The sequence below is a fragment of the Peribacillus psychrosaccharolyticus ATCC 23296 genome (assembly GCF_000305495.1).
GTDB classification, from domain to species: Bacteria; Bacillota; Bacilli; order Bacillales; family DSM-1321; genus Peribacillus; species Peribacillus psychrosaccharolyticus.
Map to the genome: position 1 here is coordinate 1 of NZ_AJTN02000185.1, position 26833 is coordinate 26833.

Below are 26833 nucleotides of genomic sequence, written 5' to 3' on the forward strand. Positions count from 1 at the left end.
AGAATCCTTCCCTAAAAGCAATTTCAGTTGATCCTAAGAAAATACCTTTGGGAACAAAAGTATATGTTGAGGGATATGGCTATGCAGTTGCTGCAGATAAAGGGAGCTCAATTAAAGGAAATAAAATTGATGTCTTTATCTCTTCAAAAGCAAAAGCTATTAAATGGGGAGTTAAAACTGTTAAAATAAGAGTTTATAAATAATTCATTAAGGACTCGGAAACCTATCCGAGTCTTTTTCTCTACTTTAATGAGTTTTCCAAATATTTAGATAATGGTATAATCATAGTGAACTTCTACCTTATCTAAGGAAAGGGGAAAATATGAATATTGTCATTATTGGTGCTGGCGCATTAGGAGTTTATTATGGAGCTAGATGGCAAGAATCCGGACAGCCTGTTCAATTTTTGGTAAGAGAACGTCGAGCCCGGCAAATCGCTGAGGAGGGCTTATATGTAACTAGCCCGCATGGTAATTATCTCTTTCATGAGATTGATTACACCGAGAATGTTGAAGACATTGAAAACCCAGACTTAATCCTGCTTTCTGTAAAAGGCCATCATCTAGAAGGAACACTTCCTGCTTTAACCTACTTAGTAGAAAAAGGAGCAAAAATCCTCCCCATCTTAAATGGTCTGGAACATATTCATATTCTCCAACAAACGTTTGGCGAAGAAGCTGTTATGGGCGGTTCAGCTTATATTATTGCTACTCTCAACGAAAGAGGACATGTTGTTCATTCCAGTACACAACATGACTTAGTATTCGGACCCCTTCATCCCTCCCAGCAAGAGCTATGTGCTCAAATAGAGAATATCTCTGATCAAGCGATTATGGATGCTCACCATTCTACTCAGATACTCCGAAGGATCTGGCAGAAATATATATTCATTAATGCCTTTTCCGGTGTGACTACAGCTGCCAATCTGAACATTGGAACAATCCGTCATTATCCAGAAACCTTCAGCCTGCTGAAAAAGGTGTTGATTGAGATGCAGCAATTAGCAGCAGCGTATGATATAGAGATCACGGACAACCAAATAGCCCAAAGCATCCAGCAGCTGCATGACCTTCCCGATGAAGCAACCTCCTCCATGCATCAGGACAGGAGAAAATTCTTAACGCTTGAAGTTGAGCATCTGCAGGGCGGTGCACTTAGACTCGCTTCAATGGCAGGCATCAAACTGCCAGTCATTGAAACCCTATATGGAATCATTAAACCATTTGAAAATTAACTAACCACCACCCGAAAACGGGTGGTGGTGTTTATATTATAATCAATTCCTCTTAGGTAACTCTAATACAATCTTGGTTCCTTTCATAGGCGCAGAATAGATTTCTACCAATCCTCCAGCAGATTTAGCTCTTTCTTCCATGCTAAATATCCCTACACCTGAAGTATTTGATTTATGATCAAATCCCTGACCATTGTCTTCTATAAGTACCCGAATATGATCTGCCTCTTCCCGCATGATTACTTTTGCTTTATCGACATACGCATATTTACGGATATTAGTAAGTGCCTCCTGGATAATTCGGTAGATTGTTAGTTCAGCATTACTGTCAAGCCTTGTTAAAAGTCCACATTCAAATTCAACATCGATTTCATAAAACTCTGCATAGCGCACTAAATATGAGCGGATTGCCGGCAACAAACCAAGGTCGTCTAGTACTGAGGGACGAAGCTCCCAAGATATCTCTCGCACATCCTTGATTAGGTTAGATGTCTCATCATGCATTTGCTGCAACAGCGGATGGTCAATCTCAGCTTGAACGCGGCTGATCGTAATTAAATGGCTATAAAGATTTTGCCCAATTCCATCATGGAGGTTTCTAGACAATACCTTCCTTTCTTCTTCCTGTACATCAATAATCCTGGTCATCATTCGTTGTAATTCTTCTTCTACTCGCTTTCTTTCGGTAATTTCGTAACGAATGGCTAGGTATTGATAAGGAGTACCCTCCTCATTCATGAACGGAACAATGGTGGTATCTACCCAATAAATGGTTCCATCTTTCGCTTTATTTCGAAGTTCACCCTTCCAGACCTGACCATTGGAAATTTTCTTCCATAGGTTCTGAAAAAATGTTTTTGAGTGGTAGTTTGAATTAATGATTCGATGGTCTTTTCCTAGCAATTCTTGTTTCGAATACTTAGATATCTGACAAAATTGATCATTAACATACGTGATCTTTCCCTTCGAATTAGTGATGGCCACAATTGATGACTCGTCCAGGGCAAACTTTAAATCACTTAATTCTTTGATCGATGTCTCTAATTCTTCAACGACTCGTTTATGGTCCGTCACATCCTGCCGAATCGCCAGATATTGATAGGGTTTATCCTTTTCGTTCATGAACGGTACAATGGTTGTATCCACCCAATAGTAACTACCATCTTTTGCTTTATTCCTTAGTTCTCCACGCCAAACTTTTCCACTACTGATTGTACGCCATAAATCACGCATAAATTCCTGACTATGATACCCTGAATTAATCATGCGGTGATCCCTGCCTATTAATTCATTTGCTGTATATTGTGAAATATTGCAAAACTGCTCATTAACATAGAGAATAACACCTTTATGATCAGTAATGGCCACAATTGCCGCCTCATCAATCGCATATTTTAAATCAATTAATTCATTTAACGGCTGAGAGAGTTCTTTGTCCATTTTGGACTGATCTCTCACATTATGTATGATAAAAAGGAAATATTGCTTATTATCTGAAATGAAGCTATTCACTTTTAAGAACAATGGAAAAGTATACCCTTCCCGATGTTTTCCATAGAACTGCAGGACATATCCCTCTTCAATTTCATCAAGCTTTATATCAGGAATCAGCTCATGGATATATACACAATATCCAGTTTTATAACCGAAATAGTTAATTGCTTCATTATTCATATAGATAACAATGCCTGATTGATTAACCAGAATCGTTTCTTCACTAGAACCAGGCATCATAGGCCTTTTTTTAATGTCATCAAAGTTGTTCATTTACTGACCTCCTGCTTAAAGTGAATGATTGGAATTAAACATTATCTCCAGCTTGTGCACATACTTTGCGATGCTGTTTTGTTCATTCTCAGTAAATAGATGACTGCTTCTATTCCCAGCTAATAATGCTCCTTTTGCCGTTCCATTTATTAGTAGAGGAACTGAATAAGCTGAAAGTAACTGTTCTGCCAGCATAATCGGATGTTCTAAAACCATACTGCTTTTATCATTTGATAGGTCGGATATCATCATAGGCCGGCCGGTCGAAATCACTTTGCCGGCAATCCCCTTTCCATAACGGACCGTAATCCTCTTATACTTCTCATTTCTGTTTCCAGATGCATAAGGCCATTTTATATCCGTACCTATGTCATCTTGAATGGCTATGGCTGCAAAATCACAGTTTAATTCAGCACGCATCTCGTGACAAACATCTAAAACATCCGAAAACGTGGGTTGATCCATATCTGCGTCACTTCCCCTATATTCCATAGCCAAGCAGCCCCTTTTTTAATGCATACGCGACTAATTCAGGTCTTTTTTTCATTTGGAGTTTTTCCATCACATGTCCTTTGTGGTTTTCTACTGTTTTCACACTAATAATGAGCTGCTCGGCGATTTCTTTATTAGAAAAGCCTTTTGCAATTAATGCGAGCACTTCCTTTTCCCGGTCAGACAGCAGACTGTAAGTGTCTACTCCGCCTTTTTGAATCGTACCCATGTATTCTTCCATCAGCCGCTTGGTTGCAGAAGGATGAAGATAAGCATCACCAGCTGCAACAGAACGAATAGCCGTAACCAATTCATGGTGGGGAGCACTCTTTAAAATACAGCCAGATGCACCAGCTTGTATTCCCCTGAATAAGTATTCTTCATCATCATGCATAGTAAGAATTAAAATGGTCACCTCCGGCAGCAATTTTTTCAACTCAGAGGTAGCCGACAAACCATCCTTTCCATGCGGCATACTTAAATCCATGACAATTACATCTGGATTTAACTCTAATGCTTTTTGTATTCCTTCATTTCCTTCAGATGCTTCCCCCACTACTTCAAGGTCATCATGAGAATTTAACAGCATGGTTAACCCCATTCTGACTACTGCATGGTCATCTACTAGAAGTACATTAATCATAATTTACCCTCTCCCTTTTCCCCAATCTCTTTATAAGGGCATGTCAATCAGTATACTCGTTCCTTTTCCTTGTGTGGAAGCAATGTCACATGTCCCTCCCGCTAAAAGCATCCTTTCCTGCATAGCTCCCAATCCTGAGGAAAGATTTTCTTTTAACACTTTCTTCACATTAAACCCCTGTCCGTGATCTACAATTACCACTTTTATTTCCTCTTCCCTCCAATCAAGCTGGATAGAAGCGGAATCTATATCCGCATATTTAGCAATATTGATTAATGCTTCTTGGCAAACACGGAAGACAGCAATTTTATTTTGATCAGGCAGGATCTTTTCTTCTCCAATTGATTCAACACTCACTACAATTCCATAGGTTGACGTATATAATCTTACATAACTCTTTATTGCAGACACTAAACCTAAAGAAAGAGTAGGGGGATGCAGTTCAACTGAAAGCATCTGAATTTCTTTAATCGTTCTTTCCATTGTTTGCTGCATTTCCTGAAGATAAGCCTTCATTCCTGGTTGTTCAATTCCCATCTCGATATACTGCAGGCCCGTATACAGGCTATAAAGTGTTTGGCCGACACCTTCATGGAGTTCCAGCGCTATTCGTTTTAATTCTTCATCTTGAGACTGAATAATATATGAACTAATACTTTTTGTAACAGGAATTCCTTCCATGGTGGTGCCTCCTATTAGTTTGCAGTTTGTTTAATACAGAAAAAAGGTGACAGCGCCAAAGAAACCTTCAGCCCCATCACACTCTTTTTCTTAAGTCGTCATATTTATTTTTTGTAATCCGTTATATCACTAAGTAGACCGGCATACTGCTTAACTTCACCTGCATCGTCTTTTATCGCACTGATCGTAAGCCATTCTAAATAGTTTTGTCCGTCCTTACGACGATTCCAAATTTCTCCTTGCCAATACCCTTTTTCTTTAATCGTTTTCCACATCTCTGTATAAAATTCCGGCGACTGCTTGCCAGATTGCATCATACTAGGATTCTGACCGATAACCTCTTGCTCACTGTAGCCTGTAAGCTTGGTGAATGCTGGGTTTGTCATTATAATTTTACCACTTTTATCTGTGACTAGCAGCCCTTCACCTGTTGCATTGACCACTTCCTTTGTCAACGCAAGTCTTTCTTGGAAGTGCATCCAAATGACAAGCACTAAGCTGGCAAGCGCCACTTCTGATAATGCCATAAAGCCTATAGCATAATGTCCTGTTAAACTGAATAAGAAGGCTAGGATAAGCGGCGGAAAGAAACCGCCCAGACCACCCATAGCTGATACAATCCCGTTTGCAATACCAGCTTGCTTTTGAAAATAACCCGGTACTAATTTAAAAATGACTCCATTTCCCATCCCTGAACAAAAGGCAATTCCGATACATCCAACTGAATACCACATGATAGTCGGTGAGAAGGATAAAAGAACTCCGAATAAGCTAAATCCTGTAAATACATAGATTAACAGAATAAGTGGTTGAATTCGATCAGCCAGCCAGCCTCCAATTGGACGCATAACGGTTGCCACAGCAATGAATCCAGCTGTTCGTAATCCCGCATCAACCTTTTCCAGTTCGAAATTCATCACTAAAAAGTTGGGAAGATATACAGTGAAAGCAACAAAGGAACCGAAGGTAATAAAATAGAAAAGACTCAAAAGCCATAACTTTTCATTTTTATAGACACTTTTTATCTGAACAATTAGTGGTGTCTTGACCTTCACTTCGTGCTTATCACCAAGGAAAAAGTTAAGAATAACGAAAACTCCAAGTAGAATCATATAAAGCTGAACGGTAGCACTCCAGCCTATTTTAGTTGCTACGACCGGTGCGGCAAACGTACTAATTGCAGTACCGATATTACCTGCGCCATAGATTCCATTTACAAAGCCATGCTTTTCTTTCGGATAATATTTAGGAACTGAGGTAACACCCACGGAGAATACCGCTCCTCCAAGTCCTAAGAACAACCCTCCAATTAATAAATCAATAAATGAATCTGCCACACTTATATAATATATAGGGAAGAATAATAGCACAAAACTAATCAAGAAAATGATACGCGCCCCAATCTGATTTGCATAGTAACCAAGCGGAACACGCAAAATGGAACCAAGAACAACAGGGATGGCGGTTACCCAAGCAAGCTGCTCTGGAGGGATCGCTATGTCCTCTTTAATAAATGGAAGTAAGGATGAAAGCAGCACCCAAATCATAAACCCTACAACCAAATTCATTGTTTGCAGCGGCAGTTGAATTTTCTTAATCATGATTAACACTTTCCTTTCGGATTAGGTAAAATAATTGTCCTTCCGCATCAAACGCTGACCATTGACGATCAGTTAGAAGCGTCTCGCTTGAAGCAGGTATGGCAAAAAAATTGAAATGGTCAAAGTAAATTCGGATGTGTGTATGTTCTGGACACCATTCAATTTTTTCTATTGTTTTTTTGACAAATTGAGCTTGCTCTCCCTCACTTGACTGAATAGCCACGGAAACTGGCACCGAAACAAATTGCTGAATGGTTTGGATATCAATGGCTGCCACAAGTTCCACATCCTTTTGCCGGATAGATATGAAGCTGATAACCTTGAAGGTATTCCCAAAACTGTGCCGTTCCTTTTGTATCAAGGTAAGCAAAGGTTTCTTCTTCAGATGTCCAGCTGCTCATACCCTTTACTTCGGCAATGACGATATCTGAACCATCCTCATTTTTTTCCTCGAGATACCAATTCAGTTGTTTCCCTTCGAAGAGTTCCTGAAGCAAGCAATTAATCTCACTTTGAAAATGACCGGCACTCTTTCTGATAAAACAGAAATCAAGATAGGTTTCATTATTCATTATCCTCTATCTGCTCCCTTCAGCTTCTTTACGTCATATTTATACAAAAATAAGGCTGCAGGAAAAATCACGAGATTTAAAGCACAATAGATTAAAGCGTTTTTATAATTTTCATAGAAATATTGATGGACCATTTTTTGTGTAAATATAATATTTAAGAATAAAACCATACACATTAAAATAAATCTCATATTTTTAGCCTTCATAGCGCTTTACCTTAACCGCATAGACGGCTCCCTTCTCCACTTTCACGATTATTTCTGGAAGTGGACGCCTTGGTGGTCCTGCTGTAGGTTCTCCTGTTTTTACGTCAAACTTCCCGTGATGACAGGGACAAATTATTTCACCCTCAGCTTTGACCCAATAAACTGGGCACCGAAGATGTGTGCAGGCATTCTGGTAGGCTACGAATTTATTCTCACCCAGCCTAATTAACAGCGCACTATCATGCTCTCCAGGGAAAGCGAACTCTACGGAATCACCAATAGGAATGGCAGCTATATCCGTTATTTTCTGATGCGGATATTCCTTTTCGCCGAGACCCATAAGTTCCTTTGCAGCAAGTGCGCCCCAAGGAAGAGAAGATACAGCGAATACGCCTGCCGCACCCGCCAATGTTTTCATGAACCCGCGCCGATCTAGTTTCCTTTCATTATTACGATTAATGTTGTGTGTATAATTGTCTTCTTCAAAGGGGAACCTGTTGTTCTTTTCCATTGTAACTGCTCCCTCCTAAAATAGTTTCGTCACGCCTTGCAGAATACCAGGGAGGTTTACACGTACATTCGTTTCCCCTTCCAGCTTCATGCTCGCGGTCCATTTTCCGTTATCAAGATTAAATTGCTTTTGCTTCATTTCAATTTCTTCCTCCGTAAGCCATTGCAAAGTGTTAGTTGGACACACACTGGCACACATTGGGGGAATTCCATCTTTTGTCCGATCAATACAAAGGTCACATTTATACATTAAGTTTTGTTCTGTATCAAATTTTGGTATTCCATAAGGACAAGCTATCGTACAGTTCTGACAACCAATACATTTTTCAACCAGTGCAGATAAAACAGCTCCGGTTTCATGAATCTGAATGGCTTGAGCAGGACAGCTTCTTGCACAAGCAGGATTCACGCAATGAAGGCACATTAAGGGCATCGTTTGACGATTCACGAACGGATTCACATCATACACATAGTTTCGATTGCGTTCTTCGTGCCCGCCGCACTGAGTGCAGGCAGCCAGGCAAGACCGACAGCCAATACAATTTTCAAGTTCTATATATAGACGTTGCTTCACTTAAAGCACCTTCTTTATTTCTAATTTTTCTATTTGTGCCGCACAAGCCTTAAACTCAGGCATTCTTGATATCGGGTCAAGTGCATCAATAGTCAGTAGATTAATAGACTCATCATGACCAAAAGAATAGGGAACGAAAACCGTATCTTTACGAATCGCTTCAGTAATCTTCACCTTATAAAAGGCTTGCCCGCGTCTTGTATAAAGGCGAATGATTTCATCATGTTCAATACCGTATTCCATCGCTTTTTCCGGATGAACTTCTACATATGGTTCTGGACACATGTCATTGAGAAATTTAATTCTCCGTGTCTGGTTACCAGATAAATAGTGATAAACGACACGTCCTGTCGTTAGACGCAGCGGATACACCTCATCCGGCTCTTCAGCTGGCGGCCGATATGGAAGAGCACAGATTTTTGCTTTTCCATCGGGGTGATAAAATTTCTTATCCAAGAACATATGCGGTGTTCCTGGATCATCTTCACTCTTACACGGCCAGAATACCCCGTCCTGTTTGTCGATTTTATCCCAAGTTGCACCGAAGTAATCGGCATAACCGCCTTTGGATGCACCGCGGAATTCATCCGCTACATCTCTTGCAGTTTTCAGATGAGAAAAGTATTTCCCTCTTCCTAGCCTTTCTGCAAGCTCAATTTGAATTTGCCAATCTGGCTTAGATTCACCAACAGGCTCCTGTGCTTTATTGATCTTTATAATTCTTCCTTCTAAATTAGTTACGGTTCCTTCGTCCTCTGACCATGTTGTCGTCGGCAGTACCACATCGGCAAATTCACATGACTCAGAGAGATAAAAATCAGCACAAACCATAAAATCCAGTTCTTTCATTACTTTTCTAACATAATTTAAATTTGGAGCGGATACAGCCGGATTCGAACAGAGCAGGTATAAACCCCGAATTGTTTTTTCTTCCATTAAACCAAACATCTCATATGCAGAAACACCAGGCTTTGGCATCTCAGATGGGTCGATTCCCCAAAATGCACTTACTTCCTTTACATGCTCAGGATTAGCTATCTTACGGTAGCCGGGAAGTGCATCAGCTTTTTGTCCATGTTCTCGGCCGCCCTGTCCATTTCCCTGTCCAGTCAGCGTTGCAACACCTGACTTAGGACGTCCGATTTTTCCTGTTATCAATGCCATGTTTGTATAGCCAGAAACATTATCAACACCTTTAACCTGCTGTTCAATTCCTCTAGCAAACATGACGATTGCATTGGGTGCTTTCCCATATAATTCTGCCGCTCGAATAATTTTCTCTGGATCAACACCTGTAATTTCACTTGTATATTCTGGAGTGAATAATTTCACTAATTCTTTCGTTTCTTCAAAACCATTTGTATGATTCTTAATAAAATGTTCATCCGTATAGTTATTTTGGATTAATAAGTTCAAGATCCCATTTGCCAGAGCCAAATCTGTACCTGGTTTTATATCCAAATGAACATCCGCTCTTCTGGCAATTGGTGTTTCTCGTGGATCAACAACGATTAAGTAACCACCGCGCTCTTGAACTGCCCAGACCCGAAACATTGAGGTTGGATGACACTCAGCTGTATTTGAACCAGCCATAAAAATACAATCTGTTTCATGGATATCTGTCCAAGGAAGCGTCGATCCTCTATCCACTCCGAAGGAGCGAAGGAACCCGCCTGCTGCACTAGACATACAGAATCGCCCATTATAATCAATATAACGTGTTTGAAGTCCCACCCGAGCAAATTTACCGGTCAAATAACATTTTTCATTTGTCATAGAAACTCCACTGTATACTGACAGCGAATTTTTGCCGTAATTGGTTTGAAGTTCTTTAAATTTAGTTGTTATAAGGTCATAGGCCTCTTCCCAGCTTGCTTCTCGGAACCCTTCTTTTGTTCCTTTTAAAGAGGCATCATCACGAATAAGTGGTTTTAATAACCGATCTGAATGGTTTGTCTGCTGATAAGCAGTCACCCCTTTTGGACACATCTTCCCAAGTGTCACCGGCCAATCGTATCTAGGCTCAACCCCCACAATTTTATTGGAGACTGTATTCACTCTCAAATTCATGCCGCACTGCATACCGCAATAGCTGCAATGCGTTTTTACTAATTTTTCATTTGGATGGACGACATTCTCAATCTTACCTGACTTATCCTTTTGCATTTTGGTTAGCCTCCTTGACTTTCAATTGGTGAGTAGGTGCTCCTGAAAATTGAGCAATTCGGTATTTTCTTCTGCAAGGGAGGCATAACTCAGCCAGATGAAATCCCTCGTCCTGTTTAAAATCGATTTGGTTAATGCTTAGAACATCAATTACATCATTCGATTGTTCAACCGATACGAATGACTCCCCGCATACCTTACATTCCTTCATGGACTGCTGACTGTAATGCTCTCGGTAATTTTTTGCGAAAATACTAAGCGGTCTAAATGGAATGTGTGCAAGTTTTCCAAAAGGAAGATAGATTAAAGTAATAATGACCGAATATTGATGGATTAATGACATAACTGAATGACCGAAACCATGAAGAACGACATTCATGAAGGTCAAAACAAGACCCGTAATTGAAACGAATAGTAGTAAATATAAAGGCAAGAAATCATACATAAATTTTTGTTCAGCACGAGCTTGGTTATTTTTTAATCGCCGATAAAGAGCCATACATACTCCAAGAATAACCATTGTCGCTGTTATGTTAAGTGCGTTGTAGGAAAGATTTGCAATGATACCATCAGCAGGGACAGTAAGAACATTTACACCAATCATGATGATGTTGTACATGCCATTGTCGTCCATCGTGAAGTACATCCAGCCAAATACAAGCGGAAATGTTACGAAACAAGAAAGAATCGTCCCTCCGCCCATCAAAACATGCTGCAGCCAACGATAGATTCCGCGGTTCCAAATGAATTTATAAGTTACGAGATGATTGACGGTGGTTGCAGGCGTCGATTTTTTAAAAAGCAGCTTCATTCCTTTTTTGATCAGAATTTTAGTAGGGGGGCGTTCTCCCCAAGCAATAAACCGATAAAAAAAGCCGCCAATAAAAACAATTGTACCTACCATGTATCCGTATAGGTTTAAATCTATATGTGTAAACATTCTTGTTCCTATAAATGTAAGGATGAACAGACCAAGGATGGCAAGAAACATTGATTTGGCAAAATTCGAGGCAAAAGCCTGATTGATTGTTTGTTCTTTCTTTCCTGGAATGACTGTTTGGTGGTTCATAATTATCCCCCTCTTTCATAACTCCGGTCTTTTCTTTCTATATCTTCATTCTAATCGCAACTCGTCATCTTCCATATCAGGGAAACTCCCTATTGTTTCCGGGGAATTCCCCTATTCTCTAAAAGTTTGATCATCACAGGCATAAGATTTAAGTAAATCTGGATTATTGATTATACTTTTAAGAGAACAGTTTGCTAATAAAATCGATTGACTGGAGGTTTTTAAATGAAAGACTATGGGATGTACGTAAATGGTGAATGGTCTGATTTCAATCTGGACAAAATCGAAGTGAAAAATCCTGCAAACGGTGAGGTTGTCGCTACAGTTCCAAACGGCGGCACAGTGGAAGCTAAAAAAGCTGCTGATGCAGCCTTCCAAGCCTTAAAAGGCTGGTCTGCATTGTCTGTTTATGAACGGTCAGACCTTATTTGGAAATGGCATCACTTAATAAATGAACATAAAGATGAAATTGCACGTGTAATGACGCTTGAACAAGGTAAACCTTTAAAGGAAGCAATTGGTGAAATGACTTATGCCAATGGTTTTTTATCCTGGTATGCTGAAGAAGGAAAACGGATTTATGGGGAAACCATCCCTTCTTCTCAGACGAATAAACGCTTATTCGTCACAAAACAGCCTGTAGGCGTTGTGGCTGCTATTACACCTTGGAATTTCCCAGCGGCCATGATTACCCGCAAAGTTGGCCCTGCGCTTGCAGCCGGATGTACCGTTCTTGTGAAGCCTGCTGGTTTAACCCCACTGACAGCCCTAAAGATGGTAGAACTAGCTGATCAAGCAGGCATTCCGAAAGGTGTCATCAATATCGTAACAGGTAAATCATCTGAAATCGGAAATGCTTGGCTAGAAGACAGCCGTGTCCGCAAGCTTACCTTCACTGGTTCTACCGAAGTTGGTAAGGAGTTAATGAAGGGCTCAGCCGATACAGTTAAGAAAATATCCCTTGAACTTGGGGGCCATGCTCCCGTTATCGTCCTTGAGGATGCAGACATGGATAAAGCTGTAGAAGGAGTCATCAGTTCGAAGTTCCGAAACGCCGGACAAACCTGTGTCTGTTCAAACCGTGTGTATGTCCATGAGTCGATTTATGAAGTGTTTATTGAGAAATTGACCGAGCAAGTACGTACACTTAAGGTTGGTAATGGACTAGATGAAGGAGTAGATATTGGGCCGCTGATCAACCAAGATGCAGTTGATAAAGTAATGAGTCAGATTGATGATGCGCTTAAAAAAGGTGCAAAACTTGAAGCTGGCGGTAAGTCTAAGGGAGGGTTCTTTATTGAGCCGACCATTATTTCTAACATCGATGATAGTATGCTCTGTATGCAAGATGAAACATTCGGACCCCTTGCTCCTATCGCTTCTTTTAAAACCGAAGAAGAAGCGATCGAACGTGCAAATAACTCTATCTATGGACTTGCAGCTTATGTATTTACTGAAAACATCAGCCGTGGAATCCGAGTGACTGAAGCCCTGGAATACGGCATCATCGGCTTAAATGATGGGGTTCCCTCTACTCCACAGGCACCATTCGGAGGATTCAAACAAAGCGGCCTTGGACGTGAAGGCGGTCATCATGGAATTGAAGAGTACTTGGAAGTGAAATATATTTCACTAGGATTATAAATCCCTAAGAGGAGGATGAATCATGACTAAGAGCTTATATCAAAAAGAACATTTAGTGCATTTAAACAAGATTAAGAATTTGGCTCCTGAACAACTCCATGCTTTTGCTGAGTTCAATTCCACAGTATTAAAAGAAGGCGCGTTGAGCCGAAAAGAAAAAGAAATCATTGCTGTTGCCATTGCTCATGTAACAGAATGTCCGTATTGCATTGATATTCATACGAACAGTGCCAAAGCAGAAGGCGCCACGCTTGAAGAACTCATTGAAGCCGTATTTGTTGTATCTGGTCTAGAGGCAGGCAGTGCGGTTACACACAGTACTCACATGTCAAATGCGCTTGATACCGATGCAAATGATGCACTTTACAACCGATCCAATTTGAAAAATCTTGATCAATTAAAAGCAGCTGCACCTGAAGGGTTTACAGCTTATTCCCAATTCAGTGCCGCCGCGATGAAAGCAGGTATCTTAACCGCTAAATTCAAAGAAATTATTGCCGTTGCAGTCGCTCATGCGACACAATGCCCTTATTGCATCGATGTTCATACTAAGAATGCGGATAAACAAGGTGCTACTAAGGAAGAACTTGCGGAAGCTGTCCTTGTCACCGCAGCCTTGCTTGCCGGAGGAGCTTATGCGCATATAGCCAATTTAATTGAAAGCTACGGCGAATAGTGTAGAGAAAAACGCTCGGGGCAAAGCTGCCCTGAGCGTTTTTTGGTTTATATATAGGGGGATTATTTGATTCTGATCGAAAACAACTAGGTATTCCCGTCTGCGATAGGCTTAATTCCGTCTGGCGCATCGTTATTCCCGTCTGATGACCTTCAGGAGACAAAAATTCTTAAACTTTGTTTACAACTTTCTTTGCTGTGCAGAACCAGGAGGTATTCCCTTTTGAAAACTTTAAAAAAACAACAACACTATGTGAAATCTTTTAGAAATAACTTGCATCAAAACTCTTAAGTGTAATCTCAATCCCCTTTTCATAACTTGTTTTAGGCAAAAGCCCCATCGCCTTTTCATACTTTTTCCCATCTAAAGTAACAGCCTCTTCAGTTAAATACAACATTTCTTTACATTCCGACATGAATTTATCGAATATCCCTAAAAACCTAAATACATATATGCCAGCTGTTGACACACGTTTGGTATATCCTAGGTACTCTCTTGCTATATCAATAATTTCCTTTCCAGTTATTACGCCTGATCCAGTGATGTTCCAGTTTTCACCCTCAAAACGATTTCGTAAGGCTAATTCGACCATTGCCTTTGCTCCATCTGGAATATAGATATATTCCCTTGCAAGTTCCTGGTTCCCGATAAACATTGCTCGTTTGTTTTTCACCATATTTTCGAAGGTGTAATTGAGCAGGCTGTTTCCATTTGGACCATAGAAGTCTGGAAAATGAGCTATGAATAAAGGTACTTCAGCTTCCTTCGCCATTTGTTCGAGACGTAAACGAATTTTCCCTTTCTTCGTATGAGGATTTTTTTCGTGGTTCTCGTCTATTGGCAGCCCTTCACTTCTGCCATATGCATAAATATTGTCTACGAGAGCAAGCTTCGCCCCAGTTTTTTTTGCTGATTTCAGAATATTAGCCATTAACAGTGGTTGCTTCTCCGCCCATTCCTGGTATGGAATATTTACTGCATGAAAAATCACATCCATATTCTCAACTGCATCTGTTAATTGCTTGAGATTAAACACATCCCCGGTAATTACCTGTATTTGTTCATGGTGACCAAACATTTTCTCTAGCCTGTTCTTATTTCTGGCAAATGCGGTTACAGCGATTCCCCTATCAACTAGTTCATTTACAAGTGCACTTCCCATACCTCCGGTTGCCCCTAGTACGATTGCCTTTTTCATTTTCTCATCTCCCGCCCTTTAATTAACCACTGGTCAATAGTAAACAAAATAATGAATCAGGTTAAAACAGCCTTCAAAATCAAATTCACATGTGTTTCAGCCAGTCCTTTAACTTCGTCATATGTTTGATCGTTACGGCTGTGGACTGTTACAAATCCATGAACGGATAACAGGACAAACCATATCTCTTTAGGACCTGCCTTCTTCTCAGTAAGCTGATGGATCGTTTTAGCAAATCGTTCATAGCTTTTATTCGGTTCTTGTTTTAAATAGCTCTTCACTTCTTTATCTTTCGTTAAAAACATTAATTCATAATGATTTGGATGATCCATACCGAATTTTATAAAGCTAAGCATAACTTGCCTCCCTTTTTCAAGATCTGTTCCTTTCATTTTGAAAACACTCTGTAATTCTGTGTCTAGTAACGCAAAATCTTTTAAGATAATGGCATAAAAAATTTCTGCTTTATTTCGAAAATGATAATAGAGTGCACCATGGGAGTAGCCTAACTCGGTTGCGATCTTCCTCATTGATACATGTTGATATCCTGTATCAGCAAAAAGAATTCTTGCTGTATCCAAGATTATTTCTCTTGTTAATTCATTTTCTACTACTTTTCTTGGTGTCATATTAATCTCCTTTTAATTAACCACTGGTTAAATAATATTTTAAATATAAAACCAACTATTGTCAAATAAATCCATAAATAAAAAAAGCCACAGCACCTGCTGTAGCTTTCAATCCGTTTATTAGTGCTTTCCGGTCAGTTGACCTTCTTCTTGAAGCATGGTTCCATTTTTAGCGAAATTAGTATGCCATGAGAAGGCTTTTTCTAATACATGCGGTGTTTGACCACCTCTTTCAAGTGCTTCTTCAAAATAAGCCAGAAGTTGTTTTCGATACATAGGATGCGAACAGTTAGTAATAATGACCTGGACACGCTCTCTTGGCGAAAGCCCGCGTAAATCTGCATAGCCTTGTTCCGTTATTATGACATCTACATCATGTTCGGTATGGTCTACATGTGACACAAATGGAACAATACTTGATATGGCGCCATGCTTGGCTATAGACTTCGTTACAAAGATACTTATCCTCGCATTACGAGCAAAGTCACCAGAGCCGCCGATTCCATTCATCATTTTTGTTCCGCAGATATGTGTCGAATTAACATTCCCATAAATATCACATTCAACTGCTGTATTAATTGAAATCAAGCCTAAACGGCGGATGATTTCGGGAGAATTTGAAATCTCCTGTGGACGTAGGACAAGCTTATCACGGTACTTATCTAAATTTTGATAAACATTCTGACCTTTTTCCTCAGAGAGCGTAATTGAACATCCTGAGGCGAACCTGATTTTTCCTGCATCAAGCAAATCAAATACGGCGTCCTGCAAGACCTCTGAATACACTTCTAAGTCGCTAAACTCCGAATCTAAAAAACCATGGAATACCGCATTAGCAACTGAGCCTATTCCTGATTGAAGAGGAGCTAGTTTTTCTGTCAATCTGCCAGCTTTTATTTCTTCACGAAGAAACGTTAATAAATGATCTGCAATCTCTTGCGTTTCTTCATCCGGAGGAACTATTGTTGACGCTGCATCTGGTTGGAAGGTGACGACGATTCCTTTTATTTTTTCGATATCTACAGGTATTCCAGCGGTACCAATGCGGTCATCCACCTTTTTCAATGGGATTGGATCGCGTTCACCTTGTTTAGCAGGTAAGTACACATCATGGATTCCTTCAAATGATCCAGGATGTGAAACATTTAATTCAATGATAATATTTTTTGCTTGTTGAACAAAGATAGCCGAGTTCCCAACAGAAGTTGTCGGAATAATCATTCCATCTTCCGTGATGGCTAGTGCCTCGATAATCGCAAAATCAATTTCCTCGAGTACTTCATTACGAATTAGTTCAGCCGTATGTGAAAGATGCTGATCAATATATACAATCTCACCAGAATTGATTTTACTTCGCATGCTGCGGTCTGCTTGAAATGGAAGACGTTTATTTATGATTCCAGCTTCAGCCATAAAGTGGTCAACTTCCGGGCCTAAAGAAGCCCCCGTGAATACATTCACTTTAAAAAGACTTTTTTCACGTTTGGCGCGCTCAACAAGAGCCATTGGAATAGCTTTTGCATCACCAGCACGGGTAAATCCACTTAATCCTAACGTCATGTTATGCTCTATCCATAAAGCTGCTTCTTCAGCAGTAACAATTTTATCTTGAAGATGTTCGTTTCGCACTAAATTGAAAACGCTTTCGTTCATATAACGTTCCCCCATTCGCTTTTTTCTTATAATTGTAACAATTTCGTCACAATTAGACATTCAAAAATGACTGAAAAGCCTTAAATGAGGGATAAAGAAGAATATTCCATACACAACCAACAAATTACTTTTAAAATCCTAACGCCCTCCGGAACTGGCTGGCGTATGTCTGACTAACTTGTATTTTCGTCTGATTTTTCATAATCAGTAAGAAGGTTGAGTGAAAATCAGGCAAAATTTCAGCAATAAAATTCACATTCACAATATATGAACGATGAACTCGAATAAATTGTTCAGTTGGAAGAATAAGTTCCAATTCACTTAGATTCATCTTATGCGAACCTTTTCCTCTTCCAGATTGAATCCTTGTCTTTCTGTTTTGTGCTTCTAAGAAGATAATTTCTTCAAAAGGCACGGGAACCCACGACTCATCTGTCTTAATCGTAAGGAACGAACTTGAAAGAAGATATGGTTTGGAAGGCATAATAGCCGTCACACAACCCTTTGGAAAAACACCTTCAAAAATAGGTACCGACATACCGTAATACGGAGTACCAAATGCATTATTTTCAATAAACTCAGTCACTTTTTGCTGTGCGGCTAAAGCTTTATACGTAACAGTATCTTCTTCTATATTGTCTCCTGGTCTAATTCCCAAGTCTACCTTTTTACTTGGCTGATAATATATAAATTGACGGTCATTAGAAACCGCAATCGAAGTTTCTTTAGGAAAGAAATCCCCGATAACATTCATAACAGAAGAAACTGTAAATCGATCCATTTGTGTAATACACCCCTGATTTATAATTTCGTAGATCTCGCTGCTTTTTAAAGGGCGGTAGAGGATAAACCACGTCGCATTTCTAAAGCTCAACACTATTCTACATAATTTCGACTGTGTTTGACATAGAAAAATGTTTACATATTGAAAAAACCCTCTAAATCCAGCATGCTTATTCGATATGTAATAATTCCCTCCTTATACTATAACAATAAAAACCACCTTCCTGAGAGGAAAGCGGTTTTTATGGTGTCTATTTAATTTTATTTTCCTTTTCACTTTGCAATTTTTCTAAATTTGCCAATGGAAGGTTAGATAAAAAAGTTCGGTCGGCCGGCTGATAGACATTCTCCAAAATCAATACGTTAATGATTTCTTCCTTTTTTGCCCATACCATTTGTGCCAACTTTCCCATTTTTTATTTTCCTCCTCTTACTTTATACAGGTTCATTTTTAAGTGCAGCATGCCCTTCTGAACCCGTTCTGATATTTATTACATTGCCTAATTCATAAATAAAGATTTTGCCGTCTCCTGGTTTTCCTGTTTTGAATATTTTACTGGCAATACTCACCACATCAGCAACAGGTACCTCACATACAACAATTTCTATTTTAAGGCGATCGTGTAAAGTAATTTCGCGTTTCACACCTCTATAAGTCTCAACATATCCCTTTTGCAGCCCTGTACCTAAAACATTTGAAACAGTAATTCCACTAACGCCTATTTTCGCCATTTCTTGTTTGAAAGCATCAAACTTATCTGTTTTTGTGATAATCTCAATTTTCGTTAGTACCTCTCCCATACGAACACCCCTTATCGTCTATAATGATTCGTGATATGCCTTTTCACCATGAAGCGTTAGATCTAAGCCCATTGTTTCATCCTCTTCGTTAACCCGTAGAGAGGTTACAAAACCAACCAGCTTAGCAATAACAAAGGTTAGGACAGCTACGAAAATATAAGTAGCAATAATAGCAACAAGCTGTTTCCAAAGTAAGTTGAAATCTCCTGCGAATAAGCCATCTGCTCCTGCTTCATTTACTTTAGTTGTAGCGAACAAGCCTGTTGCGATACCACCCCACGTTCCACCGATCCCGTGAAGCCCAAAAGCATCTAATGCATCATCATAACCAAGCTTGCTTTTCAGATAAGAAACGCCCCAGAAACAAACAGCCCCACCGATTGCCCCAATTAGAATGGATGATGGTGTGGTCACGAATCCACAGGCTGGAGTAATTGCTACAAGACCCGCAATAGCTCCAGATAGTGCACCTAACATCGTCGGCTTTTTGTTTACAATATATTCAACTAATAACCATCCAATGATACCTGCTGCTGCTGCGACCGCTGTATTCACAAATACATTCATAGCGACTTCATTAATAGAAAGAGCACTACCGACGTTAAATCCATACCAGCCAAACCAGATCAGTGCTGCTCCAAGAAATGTCAAAGGCAGATTATGCGGCGCACTTTCCGATTTACCTTTCCGTTTCCCAAGCATGATCGCTAATACAAGACCTGCTACACCAGAGGAAATATGAACCACGTTTCCTCCTGCAAAATCTAAAGCACCCAGTTGAGCTAACCAACCGCCTCCCCAAACCCAGTGAGCAATTGGAGCATAAACAATTAACGACCATAAGATTGTGAAAAGTAAGAAAGCCGAAAATTTCATACGTTCAGCAATTCCGCCTGCAATAATGGATACTGTTAAAACCGCAAAAGTCATTTGGAATAACATGAATAAATTATGGGGAATTGTCTCACTATAAGGTCCTGGTTCAAACCCTACATTATTAAGACCCATCCATTCGAATCCCCCAATAATTGAGTTACCCGGTGAAAAAGATAAGGAGTATCCCACAAGCACCCACAGAATTGATATAACCGCCATCGGCATAAAACTATGCATAGCCGTATTCAAGACATTTTTACTTTTTACCATTCCCCCATAAAAAAGTGCAATTCCTGGTGTCATAATCCAAACCATCATTGTCGCCAAAAACATAAATACCGTATCTGCTGCTTGCATAAACCCATCCCCCTCTTTTCTTTATGTTAGTTTATATAACATTAATATGTGATGTTTATTATCATATAACGAAAGAACCAAAAAATCAACGAATTTTTAGAATATTTTATTTATTAGTTAGATAACCTTACATGACTAGTGAAAAAGTATGTATTTTTCATTACTATAAAGGAGCGGCCATTTATATTGGAGGGGCAAAAAAGGCAGATTCAGTATACAGGTTCTTATAGAGGGCAAAGGAAATTCGCTAGTACAAATAAATTACAAGGACCTGAAAATCAGGTACAATAAGGATATCAGCAGGATTTAATCCACACTTATCTTCATTACCTGCAAGTGGATCTAAATTCCTATTAAATTTAGTTAGGAGTGAATATTTATGGGGGTTACCCTTAGCAAAGGTCAAAAAGTAGACCTTACCAAGTCACATCCAGGAATACAGACTGTCATTGTAGGCCTAGGATGGGATGTTAATCAGTTTGGTGGTAGTTATGATTTAGATGCATCCGCTTTCTTAACAGGTGTTGATGGAAAAGTCCAAAGTGACCTTGACTTTGTATTCTATAACAATCCTTCTGGCGGAAATGGATCCATCCAGTACAGCGGAGATAATCGTACAGGTGCAGGGGCTGATGATGACGAACAAATTCGGATAAACGTTGGACAAGTTCCGGCCCAAATTCAGCGAATAGCCTTTTCCATTACTATTCATGATGCACATTTAAAAAATCAAAATTTCGGACAAGTAGCCAACGCTTATGTCAGAGTGGTAAATGCGGAAACAAACGAAGAACTAATCCGATTTAATCTTGGACAAGATTTCACTGTTGAAACGGCCATCGTAGCTGCTGAACTCTATCGTCACAATGGCGAATGGAAATTCAATGCTATCGCCAGCGGATTCCAAGGAGGGCTCAACGCCTTATGCCGCAATTTTGGTGTAACCGTTGATGATGCTCCAGCACCAACGCCTCCCCCTTTTCAGCAACAGAATTTTCAGCAGCAAACTCAACAGCAGCCGAGCTTCCAACAGCCTAGCCAGAATTATAACCCGCCTGCCACGTTTAATTCAGGCCCTCCCCAAACGTTACCTAACACTCAAGGTGGATCAGGTACATATGGTGGTGATGAGATTCGCTGTACCCGCTGCCAATCTACTAACGTTACTACAGGGAAAAAAGGGTTTGGTTTAGGAAAAGCAGCAGTTGGCGGATTAATTCTTGGACCTGTCGGATTATTAGGCGGTTTTATCGGAAAAGGGAAAATCAGTTTCACATGCAATAGCTGCGGAAATAAATGGTCGCCATCTCAAACAGATTATACAGAATGGGCTGTGCAGCAAAAACGAAAAGCCCAAGAGGTCTTTACCCGTTTCAAGAGCCAAGATACTATGGACGCTGTTGTTGCCGCATGCGCACTAGTGGGAATGGCTGATGGACAGCTTGACGCTTCTGAACGTCAAAAAATGACTGAATTCGTCACTCAAAGTGAAGAATTACGCGTCTTTGATACCCAGAAAGTCCTTTCACAATTTAATCTCTTTGTACAGAAAATTGAAAGAGATCAAATTATTGGACGAGCAGATGCCTTTAAAGCACTAGGAAGAATTAAATCTAAACCCGAAGTTGCCCGGCTTGTAGCCCGCTATTGTATTGCAATTGGTTACGCAGACGGTAACTTTGATCCAAACGAACAACGTGTAGTCAGAGAGATTTGCTTTGAACTAGGATTAAATCCTGATGAATTTCTTTCTTGATGTCACTATGACTGAAAAAGCTGTCGAGGATTCCTCGACAGTTTTTCTTTTGAAACAAAAAAAGACTGTAGAGAAAATTCTCCACAATCTATTTTCCGCTTACTCTCTTTTTGACTTCCAGCTAAAATAGCTTCTATTAATTCGTTTTTCTCCGAATACTGCATACATCCCTTCTCTGGTGACGACCCAGGATGTTCCGAATTTACGAATCGTTCCATAGGGAAAATCATCAATACGTTTACGCAGCGTAGAAGCTTCTATTCCCCATTCTTGACAGGCATCACTTGAACTAAGTATATTTTTATCATCTAAGTTAGGCTGTTGTTTAAATAAATTTATCACAGAAGTCACCTTCCTCTGTAATATATTTTATCAATAATTTGTTAGGATGCGCATATTTTTTTATTCTTCTCATAAGCCGCTAACACCTGCTTTAGGATATCTTCTGCAGCCAGCAGACCACGATTCTCAGTTCTTAGTATAGTTTTGCCTAGTGCAGCCTCATTTAACTCTCCGTGCAGGGGGGCAATAGGAAGGTCAGCAACTTCAAGCATACATAAATCGAGAAGAGAATCTCCTGCTGCAGCAACAAACGTTTTTCCCATTTTCTCTTTAATATGTGCAACGGCATCCCATTTATTCACTGGCATCGGTACAAAGTAGAGCTTCCGTCCTTGAAGAGACATTTTCCATCCTGCTTCTGCTGCCGCTTTTTCAAAATCCTTCAACTCTTCAAGCGGTGCCGCTGCTTGATCAATTATATAATAATGAAATAATTCATCGGCCGTACGCTCCGAAAGAATCCAATTATCATGAGCAAGTTCACTAAATTGCATTTTCAAATCTTCTGGTGACATAGAACTTTCATTCATCTTGCGTCTAATTAATCGCTGCCAGTCCTGATCCGCTTGACCTTTTACAAGAATATTCCCACCGTTACTCGTCACGGCCATATCAGGAATAATTTCTTCTTGAAACAACGTAATTCGTTGAAATTGTTTAATAGTTCGCGTCGTTACTGGTAAAAAAGTCATTTTTTCATGCACTTCTTTTAGCAATTCAATTGCCGCACTAGTCATAAACGAAATTTCACGGCCTTCATAGGTTTCGATTAAACGAATAGAAGGTTCGGTGGTTCCTTCTTTAAGCCGAAAAGCTCGTTTTGAATAGATCATTGTTTGATCTAGATCGCTGGCAAATATCATATGTCTTTTAGCTCCTTATTGTCTTAATTAATCCGCAGCAAGTATAAGACATATTCTTATATTCTTCAATAGGTACAGAACGGTCCTTAGCTAACAGCATTATATGTTTTAAGCGTGGATCATTTTTATCTTGCACAAGAATTTTCCAAGGGACCCTGCGGAGTAAAACTCTAGTCGTTTCTCCAACTCCAGGCTTAATATGATTGATGTCAGGAATAGAAAATTCTTGTTGGATTTGTTTAATGTTTTCTAACCCAATCCAGCTTGGCTCAGTATGTTCACTTCTTATTTTGTGAAGCTGCTCCTTAATCCCTTGTTCTTTTTTAGGAAATTCCGAGATCACACGCTGTATAAAGTCATTAGAAACGTCTTCCCCTTCAAGATGCTGATAATACTTGGCACCATGAAAATCATCAGGTTTAATGAATTTGGTGTTATGAACCGTTCGGCTCACAAGACCTGACACAGTCGAGTTTAGACAAGCACTTGGGATTAAGAAGTCTTCCCTGGTTCCGTAGATATCCACACAATATCCTGGATCTGCCAATACAGCAAGACTATCATCTACTGTAACACCATACTTCTCATTTAACAGTTTACAAGCCTTTGTCAATTCATGAGTGATGGCTCCCTTACCGGTCCAGCCATCAATAAATTGAATTTCTTTATCAGGATGATCTTCCAGTATATAGCGCATGGCCTGTTCATCAAGCCCTTTTCCACGAATAATTGATACACTATAGTGAGGCACATTCAGTTGAAATGCGAATGATAGATATTTCTTAATTAAAATACCTATCGGTGTCCCTGCTCTAGCCAGAGAAACAAGGACGATATCTCTGCCCTTTTTACTCACAATTTCTTCAGCAACGACACCAACTGCAATCGCTAACTTACCGGCATATTCTTCTAATGATTGATGGTAAACCTCCATATACTCCGGTGTTGGTTTATATTCTATTGGCAGCATTTCAGAATAATGAACACCTGATTGGATTGCTTCTTCACGATCTTCTGTACCTCTTTCTTCCATTACATCACTTAAGTCTTTTAAAAGAAATGTTACGTCTTCAGCCGGGTAACTTCCCATAGGCGTTAGCTGATAATTGTTTTTGACCGTCATTGAACATATCCCCCTCGTTCATGATTACAACAAATATTCGTTTGGCTCCAACCTCCTGTAATGCTTCAAGCAGTGATGATAATTGCTCATCCGCAACATTGCGTTCTATACATAAATAAATATCTTCATAGCTTCCATATTCTATATTATAAAAGTAATTCGTTACCCTATCGTCATCCGGACACGGGAAAGAAAAACCACTTCTAACAGCATATCCTTCTTGATCAACCCGATGAATAGGGCTTCTTGTCGTTGATTGAAAATAAATATTTTCTCCCATAAAGGATGCGATTTTCATTGGTAAGTACATAAACTCTCCAGTACCAAGACATAGAGCCCTGCCGCCAGAACGCGTTTTGCCTAATTCTTCGCCAACATTACGGGCATAATAGTTAATATCCGCCCTGTCATCTGAGGTAACACCATTAAAGCGGCCTGTCATCGCTGAATAGGGCACATGATTAATCTCGCCATTACTCGTAACTGAGGAGAGCTCCAAATCTTTCATTCGTTTGAACTGATTAAATTGATTCAAATGAATTTTCTCTACAAGTGCACGAATAGGCTCAGATGGACGACTGTATTCATAGATACCTTCTTCTTCAACAGGCGTTCCTTCAACTGTAATTTCCCCAGCTAATAACGTTACTGTTTTCACCGTGATTCCTAGCCTTTGCTCAAGTTCATGATATCTTTTTTTATCTTGCTCCGAACGCCAGTCTAATAATGAGACGACCACATATTCATCACGAGGGTATTCCCGATGAATAGCCTCGATAATATTAATGGCCGTTTTCCCGGTCGTAATCTCATCGTCCACAAGAACGATTGGACCGCTTTTTTTGAACAGTTCTTCTTTCCCAAAACAACTTTGAGCTGTCGCATGGGAATGTTCTTCCTCAAACTTAATGACTGACTCTAAGCCCTGCACATTTTCTCTAGTTGTATGTATATAAGCTGCGTTATCGAACAAATCAAAAACACTTTGTCCTAATGATGTAGCTGTTTCTGCAAATCCGATAAAGAGGGTTTCCTCTGGCAGCACAAATGGACGTCGCATTAGTTCCTGGTATAGATCCTTTTCCCCTTTACCAGTTAATAGTGCCTCAATTATCTCATCGCGTTTAGGTACTTGCTGCTTAAATAGCTCTTCTATTAACCGAATACCAAGCAGTGCCCCGCTTATTAACGAAGTAACGGGTGCAATAGGTATATGCTTGCCAAGAAGCTTGCTGACAAATAAGAAGCCTCGTTTTTTATTTTTCCGTGCAGCCATTCCAAAAAGATAATCCAGTGGAAGGTCATAGGGATTTTCTTTTACGTGTACCTCTACAGATAATGAATCTAAGATATTAAATGTGGATAAGTTCTTGTTCAGTGAGTAAATCGATGTATGAGTTCTGTTCATGGAACACCCCGTATACTTTCGCCTTATTTAGAATTTTTTTCGCCCAATTATAATGAGGCTTCATTTCATTCATTTTGTTAGAAAAGTGGCTCTTTAACACGCCGCCTTCGCCTTCCATACTCTCTAAAATACTAACTGCATCCATGTATTCTTCATAAGAAACAACACTAAATGCATGTACGGGTTTTATATGAGTCGGATGAATAATCGTTTTTCCTGTCAGGCCATTATTTTTATCCATCATTACTTCTTTAATGAGTCCATCTAAGTATTGATTAATCATCTCTTTACGAATAGCCAGTCCCTCTTTACCTAGTATGTTTTCAAAAGGTGTTTCTCTTAACTGCGGTTTCATGACTCGCTCGCTCTTATAAAAGTACTCCCATACCGGTCCAGATACAATATATTCTTTTTCACTGCGACCAAAGATATTAACCATGTCCGCAATGCAGTCTCTCACCACGGAAATATCATAAATGGTGTAGTCGCTGCTTCGGCGGATACCAAAAAGCCCACAGAAATCAGTGGCTCCCATCCGAACATTTAAAATAAGGTCATAGTTTTCATCAAGCAGCTTTTTGATACCGATTAACTCTGTAATTCTTGATTCTTTATAAATTACTTCCGGTGATTCTAAGATTGGCATTCCATATAGACGTATACTGTATTTCTCGTTAATTTCATGCAAGGCAGTTAAATATTCACTACCATTAAATCGTGTGAATTTTGGGAAAACAAAACCAGTCAAAACGCTCAGTGCCTTACTTAAATTATCTGCCACATGCTTCATTTGTAAATAGCTTCTCACTCGAATAAAAATAAGGGGAAGATCATCAACATTACATGTCCCTAAATCGATACTTTCGGAAAGCTGTTGAAGCTGGTTAATCACATTCATTTCTGCCTGTTCAACCTCTTTATCACTAACCGCGTCCTCTAGATCTATTACCATAGAGACTAATCCATCATGTTTTTGCGCGATAATTTCAGAGCATATCGCGGATCTTGTACCTGGCATATACAAAGTTGCACCCAGTGATAACGCCAACAGTTCTTTGGAACTTTCTTTAGTAAAATTCATTGGTTCTCGATAAAAAATATCTTTAACACTTTCCTCTGTTAAGTAATTAAAATGCCTCATAAGTTAATCTCCTTTACACTGCGACACACACTCTCTACCTTTGCTGGATAAGTCTTTAAAATAAACGA

General features: G+C 39.6%; 28 protein-coding genes. 5 read left to right on the forward strand and 23 right to left on the reverse strand.

Annotated features, from left to right (window positions below):
- Positions 1-203, forward strand: a 203-nt coding sequence (locus WYK_RS10205; RefSeq protein WP_040374395.1) for a 3D domain-containing protein, incomplete at its 5' end; no start/stop codon positions are given.
- A 119-nt stretch (positions 204-322) separates the two neighbouring features.
- Positions 323-1234 carry a ketopantoate reductase family protein gene (locus tag WYK_RS10210; RefSeq protein ID WP_040374396.1) on the forward strand — a complete coding sequence of 304 codons (912 nt, stop codon included), beginning with the start codon at positions 323-325 and terminating at the stop codon, positions 1232-1234.
- A gap of 42 nt (positions 1235-1276) precedes the next feature.
- On the opposite strand, the gene WYK_RS10215 is transcribed toward WYK_RS10210, so the two are convergent.
- From WYK_RS10215 to WYK_RS10270, 11 genes are all read right to left on the reverse strand, one after another.
- Positions 1277-3001 carry a PAS domain-containing sensor histidine kinase gene (locus tag WYK_RS10215; protein WP_040374397.1) on the reverse strand — a complete coding sequence of 575 codons (1725 nt, stop codon included), beginning with the start codon at positions 2999-3001 and terminating at the stop codon, positions 1277-1279.
- A 15-nt stretch (positions 3002-3016) separates the two neighbouring features.
- Positions 3017-3493, reverse strand: coding sequence for a GAF domain-containing protein (locus tag WYK_RS10220; protein ID WP_051387430.1), 477 nt, complete (start codon positions 3491-3493; stop codon positions 3017-3019).
- Complete coding sequence (locus WYK_RS10225) at positions 3483-4136, reverse strand: response regulator transcription factor (RefSeq protein ID WP_040374398.1); 654 nt, start codon at positions 4134-4136, stop codon at positions 3483-3485. The genes WYK_RS10220 and WYK_RS10225 overlap by 11 nt, the downstream gene beginning before the upstream one ends.
- A gap of 30 nt (positions 4137-4166) precedes the next feature.
- On the reverse strand, positions 4167-4817 hold the full coding sequence (locus WYK_RS10230) for a sensor histidine kinase (protein WP_040374399.1): 651 nt from the start codon (positions 4815-4817) through the stop codon (positions 4167-4169).
- 104 nt (positions 4818-4921) lie between these two features.
- Positions 4922-6418, reverse strand: a complete 1497-nt coding sequence (locus tag WYK_RS10235) for a nitrate/nitrite transporter (RefSeq protein ID WP_040374400.1) — start codon at positions 6416-6418, stop codon at positions 4922-4924.
- The gene (locus WYK_RS10240; RefSeq protein ID WP_051387431.1) at positions 6411-6695 is read right to left on the reverse strand and encodes a hypothetical protein; all 285 of its coding nucleotides are present in this window, start codon (positions 6693-6695) and stop codon (positions 6411-6413) included. The genes WYK_RS10235 and WYK_RS10240 overlap by 8 nt, the downstream gene beginning before the upstream one ends.
- A complete protein-coding gene (locus WYK_RS10245; RefSeq protein ID WP_040374402.1) occupies positions 6682-6990 on the reverse strand; it encodes a hypothetical protein in 309 nt (102 codons plus the stop codon). Before WYK_RS10245 ends, WYK_RS10240 begins: the two co-directional genes overlap by 14 nt.
- A 195-nt stretch (positions 6991-7185) precedes the next feature.
- Positions 7186-7707 (reverse strand): Rieske (2Fe-2S) protein, encoded by a 522-nt coding sequence (locus WYK_RS10255; RefSeq protein ID WP_040374404.1) that lies wholly within the window; start codon positions 7705-7707, stop codon positions 7186-7188.
- Between the two features lie 15 nt (positions 7708-7722).
- Complete coding sequence (locus tag WYK_RS10260) at positions 7723-8280, reverse strand: 4Fe-4S dicluster domain-containing protein (protein WP_040374405.1); 558 nt, start codon at positions 8278-8280, stop codon at positions 7723-7725.
- Complete coding sequence (locus tag WYK_RS10265; RefSeq protein WP_040374406.1) at positions 8281-10446, reverse strand: molybdopterin oxidoreductase family protein; 2166 nt, start codon at positions 10444-10446, stop codon at positions 8281-8283.
- Positions 10433-11515 carry a hypothetical protein gene (locus tag WYK_RS10270; protein WP_051387432.1) on the reverse strand — a complete coding sequence of 361 codons (1083 nt, stop codon included), beginning with the start codon at positions 11513-11515 and terminating at the stop codon, positions 10433-10435. The genes WYK_RS10265 and WYK_RS10270 overlap by 14 nt, the downstream gene beginning before the upstream one ends.
- Before the next feature lie 225 nt (positions 11516-11740).
- Here WYK_RS10270 and WYK_RS10275 point away from each other — a divergent pair, with 225 nt between their 5' ends.
- The gene (locus WYK_RS10275) at positions 11741-13159 is read left to right on the forward strand and encodes an NAD-dependent succinate-semialdehyde dehydrogenase (RefSeq protein ID WP_040374407.1); all 1419 of its coding nucleotides are present in this window, start codon (positions 11741-11743) and stop codon (positions 13157-13159) included.
- Between the two features lie 22 nt (positions 13160-13181).
- Positions 13182-13835, forward strand: coding sequence for a carboxymuconolactone decarboxylase family protein (locus tag WYK_RS10280; RefSeq protein ID WP_040374408.1), 654 nt, complete (start codon positions 13182-13184; stop codon positions 13833-13835).
- A gap of 262 nt (positions 13836-14097) precedes the next feature.
- Here the strand turns inward: WYK_RS10280 and WYK_RS10285 are convergent, their stop codons facing one another.
- The 7 genes from WYK_RS10285 to WYK_RS10310 all read right to left on the reverse strand — a co-directional run bounded on the left by WYK_RS10285 (position 14098) and on the right by WYK_RS10310 (position 20132).
- Positions 14098-15033 (reverse strand): SDR family NAD(P)-dependent oxidoreductase, encoded by a 936-nt coding sequence (locus WYK_RS10285; RefSeq protein WP_040374409.1) that lies wholly within the window; start codon positions 15031-15033, stop codon positions 14098-14100.
- Between the two features lie 56 nt (positions 15034-15089).
- Positions 15090-15662 carry a TetR/AcrR family transcriptional regulator gene (locus WYK_RS10290; protein WP_040374410.1) on the reverse strand — a complete coding sequence of 191 codons (573 nt, stop codon included), beginning with the start codon at positions 15660-15662 and terminating at the stop codon, positions 15090-15092.
- A 120-nt stretch (positions 15663-15782) separates the two neighbouring features.
- Entirely contained in the window at positions 15783-17315 is a 1533-nt protein-coding gene (locus WYK_RS10295; protein WP_040374411.1) for an acetyl-CoA hydrolase/transferase family protein, read from the reverse strand.
- Between the two features lie 130 nt (positions 17316-17445).
- The gene (locus WYK_RS10300) at positions 17446-18096 is read right to left on the reverse strand and encodes a LytTR family DNA-binding domain-containing protein (protein ID WP_040374412.1); all 651 of its coding nucleotides are present in this window, start codon (positions 18094-18096) and stop codon (positions 17446-17448) included.
- Positions 18097-18349: 253 nt separating this feature from the next.
- Positions 18350-18511, reverse strand: coding sequence for a hypothetical protein (locus WYK_RS24915; protein WP_161629125.1), 162 nt, complete (start codon positions 18509-18511; stop codon positions 18350-18352).
- A gap of 22 nt (positions 18512-18533) precedes the next feature.
- On the reverse strand, positions 18534-18899 hold the full coding sequence (locus WYK_RS10305) for a P-II family nitrogen regulator (RefSeq protein WP_040374413.1): 366 nt from the start codon (positions 18897-18899) through the stop codon (positions 18534-18536).
- A gap of 18 nt (positions 18900-18917) precedes the next feature.
- The gene (locus WYK_RS10310) at positions 18918-20132 is read right to left on the reverse strand and encodes an ammonium transporter (RefSeq protein ID WP_040374414.1); all 1215 of its coding nucleotides are present in this window, start codon (positions 20130-20132) and stop codon (positions 18918-18920) included.
- A 379-nt stretch (positions 20133-20511) separates the two neighbouring features.
- On the opposite strand from WYK_RS10310, the gene WYK_RS26160 reads away from it, so the two are divergent.
- Positions 20512-21888 carry a TerD family protein gene (locus WYK_RS26160; protein WP_040374415.1) on the forward strand — a complete coding sequence of 459 codons (1377 nt, stop codon included), beginning with the start codon at positions 20512-20514 and terminating at the stop codon, positions 21886-21888.
- 99 nt (positions 21889-21987) lie between these two features.
- Here WYK_RS26160 and WYK_RS10320 read toward each other — a convergent pair whose 3' ends face one another.
- From WYK_RS10320 to WYK_RS10340, 5 genes are read right to left on the reverse strand one after another with little or no spacing between them, the layout of a single operon-like run.
- A complete protein-coding gene (locus tag WYK_RS10320; protein ID WP_040374416.1) occupies positions 21988-22230 on the reverse strand; it encodes a helix-turn-helix domain-containing protein in 243 nt (80 codons plus the stop codon).
- A 41-nt stretch (positions 22231-22271) separates the two neighbouring features.
- Positions 22272-23093 (reverse strand): HAD family hydrolase, encoded by an 822-nt coding sequence (locus tag WYK_RS10325; protein ID WP_040374417.1) that lies wholly within the window; start codon positions 23091-23093, stop codon positions 22272-22274.
- A 7-nt stretch (positions 23094-23100) separates the two neighbouring features.
- Positions 23101-24216: a cysteine protease StiP family protein gene (locus WYK_RS10330; RefSeq protein WP_040374418.1), complete on the reverse strand. Its 1116-nt coding sequence runs from the start codon at positions 24214-24216 to the stop codon at positions 23101-23103.
- Positions 24164-25624 (reverse strand): phosphoribosyltransferase family protein, encoded by a 1461-nt coding sequence (locus tag WYK_RS10335; RefSeq protein WP_051387433.1) that lies wholly within the window; start codon positions 25622-25624, stop codon positions 24164-24166. Before WYK_RS10335 ends, WYK_RS10330 begins: the two co-directional genes overlap by 53 nt.
- Positions 25569-26765, reverse strand: a complete 1197-nt coding sequence (locus tag WYK_RS10340; protein ID WP_040374419.1) for an HpcH/HpaI aldolase/citrate lyase family protein — start codon at positions 26763-26765, stop codon at positions 25569-25571. Before WYK_RS10340 ends, WYK_RS10335 begins: the two co-directional genes overlap by 56 nt.
- Positions 26766-26833 lie beyond the last annotated feature (68 nt).

Coding starts and splice junctions, on each gene's coding strand:
- WYK_RS10210 (WP_040374396.1), top strand. CDS start 323: ATGAATATTGTCATTATTGGTGCTGGCGCATTAGGAGTTTATTATGGA.
- WYK_RS10215 (WP_040374397.1), bottom strand. CDS start 3,001: ATGAACAACTTTGATGACATTAAAAAAAGGCCTATGATGCCTGGTTCT.
- WYK_RS10220 (WP_051387430.1), bottom strand. CDS start 3,493: ATGGAATATAGGGGAAGTGACGCAGATATGGATCAACCCACGTTTTCG.
- WYK_RS10225 (WP_040374398.1), bottom strand. CDS start 4,136: ATGATTAATGTACTTCTAGTAGATGACCATGCAGTAGTCAGAATGGGG.
- WYK_RS10230 (WP_040374399.1), bottom strand. CDS start 4,817: ATGGAAGGAATTCCTGTTACAAAAAGTATTAGTTCATATATTATTCAG.
- WYK_RS10235 (WP_040374400.1), bottom strand. CDS start 6,418: ATGATTAAGAAAATTCAACTGCCGCTGCAAACAATGAATTTGGTTGTA.
- WYK_RS10245 (WP_040374402.1), bottom strand. CDS start 6,990: ATGAATAATGAAACCTATCTTGATTTCTGTTTTATCAGAAAGAGTGCC.
- WYK_RS10255 (WP_040374404.1), bottom strand. CDS start 7,707: ATGGAAAAGAACAACAGGTTCCCCTTTGAAGAAGACAATTATACACAC.
- WYK_RS10265 (WP_040374406.1), bottom strand. CDS start 10,446: ATGCAAAAGGATAAGTCAGGTAAGATTGAGAATGTCGTCCATCCAAAT.
- WYK_RS10270 (WP_051387432.1), bottom strand. CDS start 11,515: ATGAACCACCAAACAGTCATTCCAGGAAAGAAAGAACAAACAATCAAT.
- WYK_RS10275 (WP_040374407.1), top strand. CDS start 11,741: ATGAAAGACTATGGGATGTACGTAAATGGTGAATGGTCTGATTTCAAT.
- WYK_RS10280 (WP_040374408.1), top strand. CDS start 13,182: ATGACTAAGAGCTTATATCAAAAAGAACATTTAGTGCATTTAAACAAG.
- WYK_RS10285 (WP_040374409.1), bottom strand. CDS start 15,033: ATGAAAAAGGCAATCGTACTAGGGGCAACCGGAGGTATGGGAAGTGCA.
- WYK_RS10290 (WP_040374410.1), bottom strand. CDS start 15,662: ATGACACCAAGAAAAGTAGTAGAAAATGAATTAACAAGAGAAATAATC.
- WYK_RS10295 (WP_040374411.1), bottom strand. CDS start 17,315: ATGAACGAAAGCGTTTTCAATTTAGTGCGAAACGAACATCTTCAAGAT.
- WYK_RS10300 (WP_040374412.1), bottom strand. CDS start 18,096: ATGGATCGATTTACAGTTTCTTCTGTTATGAATGTTATCGGGGATTTC.
- WYK_RS24915 (WP_161629125.1), bottom strand. CDS start 18,511: ATGGGAAAGTTGGCACAAATGGTATGGGCAAAAAAGGAAGAAATCATT.
- WYK_RS10305 (WP_040374413.1), bottom strand. CDS start 18,899: ATGGGAGAGGTACTAACGAAAATTGAGATTATCACAAAAACAGATAAG.
- WYK_RS10310 (WP_040374414.1), bottom strand. CDS start 20,132: ATGCAAGCAGCAGATACGGTATTTATGTTTTTGGCGACAATGATGGTT.
- WYK_RS26160 (WP_040374415.1), top strand. CDS start 20,512: ATGGGGGTTACCCTTAGCAAAGGTCAAAAAGTAGACCTTACCAAGTCA.
- WYK_RS10325 (WP_040374417.1), bottom strand. CDS start 23,093: ATGATATTTGCCAGCGATCTAGATCAAACAATGATCTATTCAAAACGA.
- WYK_RS10330 (WP_040374418.1), bottom strand. CDS start 24,216: ATGACGGTCAAAAACAATTATCAGCTAACGCCTATGGGAAGTTACCCG.
- WYK_RS10335 (WP_051387433.1), bottom strand. CDS start 25,624: ATGAACAGAACTCATACATCGATTTACTCACTGAACAAGAACTTATCC.
- WYK_RS10340 (WP_040374419.1), bottom strand. CDS start 26,765: ATGAGGCATTTTAATTACTTAACAGAGGAAAGTGTTAAAGATATTTTT.